The sequence below is a fragment of the Leucothrix pacifica genome, assembly GCF_003172875.1.
Classification (GTDB): Bacteria; Pseudomonadota; Gammaproteobacteria; order Thiotrichales; family Thiotrichaceae; genus Leucothrix; species Leucothrix pacifica.
In genome coordinates, this window is sequence record NZ_QGKM01000061.1 from 20,985 (window position 1) to 29,779 (window position 8,795).

7 protein-coding genes are annotated in these 8,795 nt (G+C 48.1%); 5 read left to right on the top strand and 2 right to left on the bottom strand.

Features of this window, described 5'->3' with window-relative positions:
• The first annotated feature begins 6 nt into the window (after positions 1 to 6).
• The 4 genes from DKW60_RS17630 to DKW60_RS17645 are packed head-to-tail and all read left to right on the top strand — an operon-like array spanning position 7 to position 3,600.
• The gene (locus DKW60_RS17630; protein WP_245929730.1) at positions 7 to 987 is read left to right on the top strand and encodes an ABC transporter permease; all 981 of its coding nucleotides are present in this window, start codon (positions 7 to 9) and stop codon (positions 985 to 987) included.
• Entirely contained in the window at positions 984 to 1,892 is a 909-nt protein-coding gene (locus DKW60_RS17635; RefSeq protein ID WP_109838987.1) for an ABC transporter permease, read from the top strand. The genes DKW60_RS17630 and DKW60_RS17635 overlap by 4 nt, the downstream gene beginning before the upstream one ends.
• Entirely contained in the window at positions 1,889 to 2,824 is a 936-nt protein-coding gene (locus DKW60_RS17640; protein WP_219988812.1) for an ABC transporter ATP-binding protein, read from the top strand. Before DKW60_RS17635 ends, DKW60_RS17640 begins: the two co-directional genes overlap by 4 nt.
• Positions 2,821 to 3,600, top strand: a complete 780-nt coding sequence (locus tag DKW60_RS17645; protein ID WP_109838988.1) for an ATP-binding cassette domain-containing protein — start codon at positions 2,821 to 2,823, stop codon at positions 3,598 to 3,600. Before DKW60_RS17640 ends, DKW60_RS17645 begins: the two co-directional genes overlap by 4 nt.
• Positions 3,601 to 3,679: 79 nt before the next feature.
• On the opposite strand, the gene DKW60_RS17650 is transcribed toward DKW60_RS17645, so the two are convergent.
• Positions 3,680 to 5,260: a GTPase family protein gene (locus DKW60_RS17650; RefSeq protein ID WP_109838989.1), complete on the bottom strand. Its 1,581-nt coding sequence runs from the start codon at positions 5,258 to 5,260 to the stop codon at positions 3,680 to 3,682.
• Positions 5,247 to 6,344: a YcjF family protein gene (locus DKW60_RS17655; protein WP_109838990.1), complete on the bottom strand. Its 1,098-nt coding sequence runs from the start codon at positions 6,342 to 6,344 to the stop codon at positions 5,247 to 5,249. The genes DKW60_RS17650 and DKW60_RS17655 overlap by 14 nt, the downstream gene beginning before the upstream one ends.
• A 152-nt stretch (positions 6,345 to 6,496) precedes the next feature.
• Between DKW60_RS17655 and DKW60_RS17660 the strand changes: the two genes are divergently transcribed.
• Positions 6,497 to 8,795 (top strand): tetratricopeptide repeat protein (locus DKW60_RS17660; protein ID WP_146203515.1); only part of this gene is annotated, 2,299 nt, incomplete at its 3' end.

Here is an 8,795-nt window from a genome sequence, read left to right on the forward strand (position 1 = left end):
CTCTCAATGATTATCCGCCGCATTGGCCAGTCTATTCTTGTTTTGCTAATCGTTGCGCTCGTGGCTTTTTCTATGTTCCGTTTTGTGGGCGACCCCGTTTCAGTCATGCTGGGACAGGAAGCCACCGAAACCGACCGTGAAATGCTGCGTGAGCGCCTCGGCTTAAATAACTCCTTACTGGTGCAGTATGGCCGCTTTGTCGGTCGTGCACTGGAAGGCGATTTCGGCGTGAGCTACCGCACCGGTGAATCAGTCGCTGCCATGATCGCAGACCGCGCTCCGGCAACCATTGAATTAGCCCTGTTTTCAGGTATTTTAGCCACTATTTTTGGCATCACCTTCGGGGTGATCACCGCCATAAATCGCAAAGGCTTTTTCTCACAATTTATTATGACCACCTCGCTGATTGGTGTGTCATTGCCAACCTTTCTTATCGGGGTACTGCTGATCTGGCTGTTTTCCGTAGAACTCGGTTGGCTTCCCTCATTTGGCCGTAGTGGTGTGACCCAGCTTGGTAGCTGGTGGCATACCAGCATCTTAACCTTGGAAGGGATTAAATCGCTGATTCTCCCTGCCATTACACTTGGTCTCTACCAAATGACGTTGATCATGCGCTTGGTACGCGCTGAAATGCTGGAAGTATTGGGACAAGATTACATTCGATTTGCCCGTGCCCGTGGCCTGCCGCTTCGCAGTATTTACTTTGATCATGCTCTGAAAAATACCTTAGTACCCGTCATTACCATTATCGGCTTACAGTTCGGCTCTATCATTGCTTTCTCCATTATCACGGAATCCGTGTTTCAGTGGCCAGGACTAGGACTGATGTTTATTAACGCGATTTACCACGTCGACATTCCGGTCATGTCAGCCTATCTGGTGATGGTGAGCATTATCTTTGTCGCCATCAACCTCATTGTCGATATTCTGTATTTGTTTATAGACCCAAGAATACGTGACGCAGCCAACGCAGGAGCAAGTGAATGATTGCACGCTGGTTAGATTCTGATTTTGTATATTCACTGCTGCGCACCCCGACTGCACTGATCTCACTGATCATCTGTTTGGTATTGGCAGCTTGCGCCCTGTTTGCCCCATGGATCGCGCCGACTGATCCTTTCGATATGTCCTCGATTGACCTGATGAATGGATTTACCCCGCCGGGCGTCGCCAACGAATTCACTGGTGAGCAGTTTTTCTTAGGCTCAGATGATCAGGGACGAGACCTGTATTCCGCCATATTGTATGGACTACGGGTGTCGCTGTTTGTGGGCTTCGCCTCCGTCATACTGGCGATGACCTTAGGCGTCACACTGGGCTTATTGGCAGGCTACTTAGGTGGCTGGGTTGATGCCGTCATTATGCGAATCGCGGATATCCAAATGACCTTCCCTTCTATTTTGGTGGCGATGTTAATTTACGGTGTCGCGCGAGGCATCTTACCGCCCAATGCACGTGCGGATATGGCGATTACAGTGCTGATTCTGTCGATTGGTTTATCGGAATGGGTCTCCTTCGCCCGAACCGTTCGCGGCACCACCATTGTGGAAAAGCAAAAAGAATACATCACCGCCAGCCGCCTGATTGGTTTGTCGCACCTGAATATTATGGCTCGGCATATTTTGCCAAATGTCATCAATCCGATTCTGGTCATCGGCACCATCACTCTGGCGCTTGCCATTATTGCAGAGGCAACCCTGTCCTTTCTCGGGGTAGGCGCACCGCCAACAGAGCCGTCATTAGGCACACTAATTCGTGTCGGACAGGACTTTCTGTTTTCTGGTCAGTGGTGGATTATCTTCTTCCCTGCCGTCACGCTGCTAGTGCTGGCCTTGTCGTTCAATTTGCTGGGTGACTGGCTACGTGACTTTTATAACCCGAGGTTGTCGTGAGCTTATTAGAAATCGAAGACCTATCGGTCGAATTTACGTCACGCCGCGGCGTGCTCAGAGCACTAGATAACGTCTCACTAACCTTAGAAGCCGGTGAATTTCTGGGGATGGTGGGCGAGTCTGGTGCCGGAAAGTCAATGACGGGAAATGCCATTCTCGGCTTGATTGATCCACCGGGTAAAATTGTGAGCGGCGATATCCGCTTACAAGGTGAGTCGATTGTTAAAAACCCGGAGCGCATTCGCGGCTCACACATCAGCATGATTTTTCAGGACCCGCTGAGTAGTCTCAATCCGCTGAAAACTATTGGTGCGCAGCTGATTGAAACCATCGAGTTGCATACGCCACGACGCGGCACAGCGGCACGGGAACGCGCTGCTGAACTGATGACTCAGATCGGTGTCGATGCGGATCGCTTATCTGCTTATCCTCATCAGTTTTCCGGCGGTATGCGTCAACGGGTCGTCATCGCACTGGCCATGGCCAGCGAACCTGAAATCATTATTGCGGATGAGCCTACTACTGCGCTGGATGTCTCGGTACAAGCACAGGTACTGGATTTACTACGGGAAGTCTGCAGCGCTCATGGCACATCGGTAATCCTGATCACCCATGACATGGGCGTGATCGGCCACTGGACTGATCGTGTCGGCGTAATGTACGCAGGTCGTCTGATCGAGATCGGCACAACCAATGACATTATCCGTTCGCCGCGTCACCCTTACACCCAAGGGCTTATCGCCTCCACGCCCACTATGGACGCAAATGTCGATACCACGCTATACCAGATTCCGGGCAATATGCCACCACTGACCGCGATTCCTGACGGCTGCGCCTTCAATCCGCGCTGCCCGATTGCCGAAGATAAATGTCGGGAAGTCATACCGCACTTGATCAATGACGTCGCTTGCCACCTACGGAGTGAAACATGAGTTTTGTAGAAGTCGATGAAGTCTCCAGAGTCTTCCATAAACGCAGTTTGTTCAGTAAATCTCAAGGCGTGCAGGCTTTAAAAAACGTCAGCTTATCGATTCAGCAAGGCGAGACATACGCGCTGGTTGGTGAAAGTGGTTCCGGTAAATCAACACTGGCCAGAATTGTCGTTGGTGTTGATAATGCCAGCAGCGGACAAGTCAGCATTGCTGGTCATCAGATTTCGACAAGCATGCCAAAAGAAAACCGGCGTGATATCCAAATGGTGTTTCAGTCACCCTACGCTAGCTTGAATCCACGCTGGCGGGTGCATGACTTAGTCGCTGAACCATTGCGAGCTTTCGGGATTACTCAGGGTCGTAAAGCGACGGTACAAAGAGTGACCGAACTACTCGAACAGGTAGGCTTACAAGCCGATGACGCACGTAAGTTTCCACACCAATTCAGTGGTGGACAACGCCAGCGTATTTCTATTGCCCGAGCATTGTCGTCTAATCCCAAGTTTATTGTGTGTGATGAACCGACATCAGCACTGGATGTGTCTGTACAGGCACAGGTGTTAAACCTGCTGAAGGATCTGCAATCGGAGCTTGGACTGACTTATTTGTTTATTACGCATGATCTGGCGGTGGTGAAAACCATGGCGCATCAGATCGGTGTGTTAAAACAAGGTGTGCTAATTGAAGAGCAATCTGCGGATGATTTATTTGCTTCTCCGCAACATCAATATACTAAGGATTTGTTGGCGGCAGCGCCGGTTTTGTCTGTGGCTTGACAGGCGTATGACGTTTTAATTTTTACTGGTAATTCCTAATCAGGCAACAGCAACACACTGTTGCCTGCTGCACCCGGAATTAATCACGAAGCGTATGACGGACAATTTTCTTACCGACATTAACCGTCTTACCCAACTGTTTTTTTAACGACACGCCGCGCTTCATCGCTTCAACCCTCTGTCGGTTTCGCTGCACATTATTAGCTTCAACAATCTCATCCAGCAAAGTCTGCTTCAGCGCCTCTATGCCAAAGTGCGGCTTATCAAGTGATATCGATAATGGTAGGGCGATATCGGGCTGCATCAACGTTTGGTTATACTCAATGGCCTGAGCGATGATCTTCGCTTTAGCAGTACCCGGATTTTCCAGATCATACGGTGGTTGCCATTCAGCAATTGGTTTCAATTTATCGACCTGATTAACCACAGCAATCACGACCGGTTTTTTATAAGAAATATGCTTGGGATCAGCATAAAACGAGGCCAGTTTGTCATTCAGTTGTTTATCCAGCGCACGTGCCGATTGATTGGCTTTGAGCACCCACAGGATCAGATCAGCCTGCGTCATCTCTTTGAGCATCTGCTTTTCAGTGGAGGCATCACCTTCTAAACCTTGCAGGTCAACCACTCTCACCTCAACATCATCGACCATTGCGGTATAAACGGTAGTGCTGTCTGTCGAGGGTAATACGTCAACCTCTGCCACCAGCTCCTCTTTCAGCAGGTTAATAATCGAGGACTTACCCGCACCGGTTTGCCCCACCGTGACAATACGGATTGGCTCCAAATCCGGCGCAAAATTTTCGACATCTTCAGCCGAGGCATTCGACAACTGAATATCTTCATCCTCAAAGCTAAACCGGCCACTGTATAAATCGATGGCCACCGCTACAACTTCATCCAACAAAATTTCTTTTGCCTTCAGTTGCATATCATCGGTAAAACCCTTAGTCATGGATGAGGTTGCATGCTCTTTGGTGAGATCAGACACCGCTTTTAAGGGGTTGTAATAGAGGTTTTTAGCATGATTCGCCCAAATCGCTGCTTTCACCACCTTTTGGCCTAGCTCGCCGTATTTGTCATACGCTTCATAGCCCGCTTTGATGTGAGAGATCTTGATGTACTCAATGCCCGGAATGTGATCCTTTACCACGAGTTTGTATCGGCGGCTCACTTCTTCAAACAGCTTTAAACCTTCGGGGATAGAAAAAGCCAGCGTCTTTTTCCCAAACTGCTGTGCGACTAATTCCAGAACCTCCAGGCCCGCCTCATCCAGCTTTCCCCATTCAATACCCGCTTTCAATCGCTCCCGTGTATGCGCGCGTGATTGATTCCAAATCGCCACCTCTTTTTGCGACCAGCTGGAAGATGCTTTGACCAAGCCATCTTTGATCTCAGGGGGCGCTTCAGCGGATGCCTCCAATAACTCTTGGGTCTCTTCATGAACCGATCGACCGATCAAAAATAATGGAATGGTGACGATTAAGGTGCTGATTGTGATGGCAATCGATAGCTCAAGGATGTAGTCATACTTAAACGCTAAGTAGATACCAAAGCCCATTATCGTCAGCACAGGGAGCAGCGCTGAGATAATAAAAATTAACCAGCGACTGCCGGATAAATCGGATAGCAGACGATATAAGCCTTTAAGTTTTTTCATAGCCCGACGCTGCCGCTCCTTTTTTGAATGCATCTTTGTATAGGTTTTGCATATCCTCGGTGGAGACGTCTTCCCCCCTACGCTTGTGATAGAAGTAATAACAGGCGACCCGACCCAAACCATAAGTTGCCCCAAAACTCATGGCAGCGGCTGCAATTGCCCCCACTGTTTGTCCATAGACAGGGATAAACTTCACCAACTCACGGGTGCCAAACTTCAAACCATAGCGCAATGCAAAGCTACTGCCCAAGGTACCAATCAATTCACTAAAGGCTCGTTTATCCCACTTTACACCATACTGATTCGCCAAGCTGTGCAGCAGCTTCGCCTGAATGGCAGGCACAGTGACGATACCGACCGCCGGAAGCAAATCAGTAGCCGCTGAGGTCCCTGAATACCAAAGGACTTCTTTTTTAACGGTATCGAAGTTCGCTTCCTCAACGGATTTATGGCCTTTTACATCCGCGATAATCCCGACCACGGGCAGCATCTCTTCGAGCGCACTCACCAAATCATCGTAGTGGTAGACCGAGCCATCCTCCGTTTCAAAATCAACAGCCACCGCTTTGACGTCATCGCCCCACACCGCTTTGACTTGGTGTTCGTTATAGGCAATTTGGCGCGTGCGGTCTTTCTCAGATGACAACAACACCGCGCTATGAATCAGCAGGAGATGCTTGATTTTATTTTTATGCTTAATCTTTTTTAAAGCACTCAGCACTGCCGATTGCTCTGGTTCGTCGGCTTTCATTACGACCACCAACGCATGGCCTAATTGACCAATTTCGTCTAAATCAGCCTCGGGGTCATAGTCTGCTTCCCCCAAGCCTCGGGTATCTAAAAAGCGTACCAAGGGTTTATCCTGAGGATAGTCATAGGCTTGTGCGGTTTTGGTACAGGGGGCAAAGCCGTTGCCGACCTCTACTGATGAAAGTCCCGTGATGGTTTGAATAAAGGTGGACTTGCCCGCCCCGGTTTTACCCACTAACCAGAGGGTTGGCAGATTCTCTCGCTGAAACTGGTGCGCATGTTTGAGATTAGGATTTTTGCCAGGATTGATGGCGTCTTTTATTTGATCGAACATCAATGGCTCCAGTGTGTTTAAAATAGAAGTGTTGCCGCATTATGGCGTTGACGCTTAACTGAATCATAATACACCAAAAAACCACCGTAGCAGGTGTTTGATGATAATAACGACACCATGCTAACCTTATGCACAAATCATAAGGATATGACATGCCGACAACATCCGCTGCTAACGAACTGACATTTAAAGAAATCATTGCCGAACTCACTGAATTTCAGGAGTACTTTACTGATGAAGACAAAAGCAAAGCGTTAGCAGATTGGTTAAGTGAAGCTTGTGGTATCGAAGGGAAAGCGGCACGACTTGCCATACGCAACCTAGCCCCTCTGGTATTAGCCTCATTGGCAGGCACTGGCAAAGTGGTCGGTAAAGCATGGATGCTCAAACTCCATGACAAACTGGGCGAATACAGTTGGTATTTCAATCTCGCTCAAGGCATCTTAAACACACTCAAAACTAAAACTGACAAGACACTCGGCGAGGCGTTTGAAATACCCAGCAATAAGAACCTTGGAAAGCTTGTCAGTGACTATGCCCGTTGGGAAAATTTATCAACCGAACAGCAAGGCTTAGTTCAATTACTGCTAGGCCAAAACCACCAAGCAGAAGCACTAGAAGCGTCAAACCGACAACATCAAATCGTTATAGGTCAGCTGAGTAATATCATTGACAGTCTTGCGTTTGATCTGGACCTAAAAACACCCGAGTTCCTAATCACAGAAGCCGAAAAAGCACTGAACCATCAAGCTCAAAAAAGCAGCGCGGCATGGCTCACTTACACTAGCAGACAAGCCAAACTTATCGGGCGAGAACACAGCCTGGAACTACTCAACGACTTCTTTGACGCTGACAAAACCTTTAGCTGGTTAGTCATAACGGGTGACGGTGGAACAGGAAAAAGCCGCCTCGCCTTAGACGCCCTGCTTTCACGTCAAAGCTACTGTGATGTCGGTTTTCTTCACTCAGACAAGCTTGATAAATCAGATGCGCTAGATAACTGGCAACCTACTAGACCCACCATCATTACCATCGACTACGCTGCGGAGTACCCGACACAGATAGCCAACTGGATTGACCACTTTATTCAGCACCAAGATGATTATGACTTCCCTGTGCGTTTACTTGTTTTGGAGCGAGTCGCTAAAGATCAAAGCTGGTGGAAAACGTTAGTGTCTTCATCAAGCTCTGCAACAAATCGACACAGCTACTTATACACGCAAGAGCCCCTTGAGCTACTTCCGCTTACACGAACAGAGCAACGCCAAGCACTTGAAAGCTTTTTGGTTTCGCTGGACTGCCAAAAAGCACTGCCAGAACAAGACAGTGAGTTTTGGAATAGCTTAGATACCCTCAGTAATCATGGCCGACCGTTGTTTATTGGTATGGTTGCCAGTGCGATTGAGCATAACGACATTCACAAGATAAGAGACTGGACGCAAGCCGAGCTTTTAAAGCATGTATTGGATCGTGAAGAAAAGCGTTGGGCAGCTGTGCTGAGTGATTACTCAGAGTCAGATAAAGCGTCTATCTACAAACTACTGACCATCGCAACGCTGTCTGGTGGCCTCGACTTAGAAAACGATGAAGATCGCATTTTTGATATTTTAAATGACACGGATATTGCTGACACCGAAAACAAACTAGAACGCTTTATCGACGTAATCAAACAGCTTTCTAGTAACCAGAACGGCGCGTTACAACCAGACATTTTTGCAGAGTATTTCCTACTACAAGACTCCGAATACAAAACAGGCGGCTTTACGCGATCATTAAGAAAGTCTCTTGTAACAGCTCAAACCATATCACCGCAAAACACCCACGCGTTTATTTCGCGAACGGCTATCGATTATATCAAAGGCTTCAAACGCGCCAAGGATGGTGAATACACAGAAGATATAACCGCTTTTAACTGGTGGAAGCACCTTTTCGATACCACAATCAATTCAGAGACTAAAGAGCCGTTAGAAGAATTGACCGCTACCGCGTTCAATACAATCTCACAGCTATCGCTGCTTGGGCATCGGCGCACTATTTTAGATAACTGGTTACCTCAATTAATGCAGCTTGAAGACGCTAAAACTCAAGCACGCACCCTGAATTGGAAAGGACTTCTCCATAATTACTTAGGACAGTACAACCTAGCACTAGAGCACTACCAAAAATCCAGCGCTATCTATAAGGAGCTTGGCGATAAGTCCGGCGAAGGCACTACGCTCAATAATATCTCTCAGATATTCAAGGCTCGCGGCGACTATGAAACTGCACTAACATACCTACAGCAATCTCTCGACATTCAACAGGAGATCGGCGATAAGTCCGGCGAAGGCACTACGCTCAATAATATCTCTCAGATCTATGATGCTCGCGGCGACTATGAAACTGCACTAACATACCTACAGCAATCTCTCGACATAAGACAGGAGATCGGCCAGGGCAATCGCTTGAAAG

Excerpts from the sequence above, each read along its gene's own strand:
- DKW60_RS17630 (WP_245929730.1), top strand. The coding sequence starts at position 7 with ATGATTATCCGCCGCATTGGCCAGTCTATTCTTGTTTTGCTAATCGTT.
- DKW60_RS17635 (WP_109838987.1), top strand. The coding sequence starts at position 984 with ATGATTGCACGCTGGTTAGATTCTGATTTTGTATATTCACTGCTGCGC.
- DKW60_RS17645 (WP_109838988.1), top strand. The coding sequence starts at position 2,821 with ATGAGTTTTGTAGAAGTCGATGAAGTCTCCAGAGTCTTCCATAAACGC.
- DKW60_RS17650 (WP_109838989.1), bottom strand. The coding sequence starts at position 5,260 with ATGAAAAAACTTAAAGGCTTATATCGTCTGCTATCCGATTTATCCGGC.
- DKW60_RS17655 (WP_109838990.1), bottom strand. The coding sequence starts at position 6,344 with ATGTTCGATCAAATAAAAGACGCCATCAATCCTGGCAAAAATCCTAAT.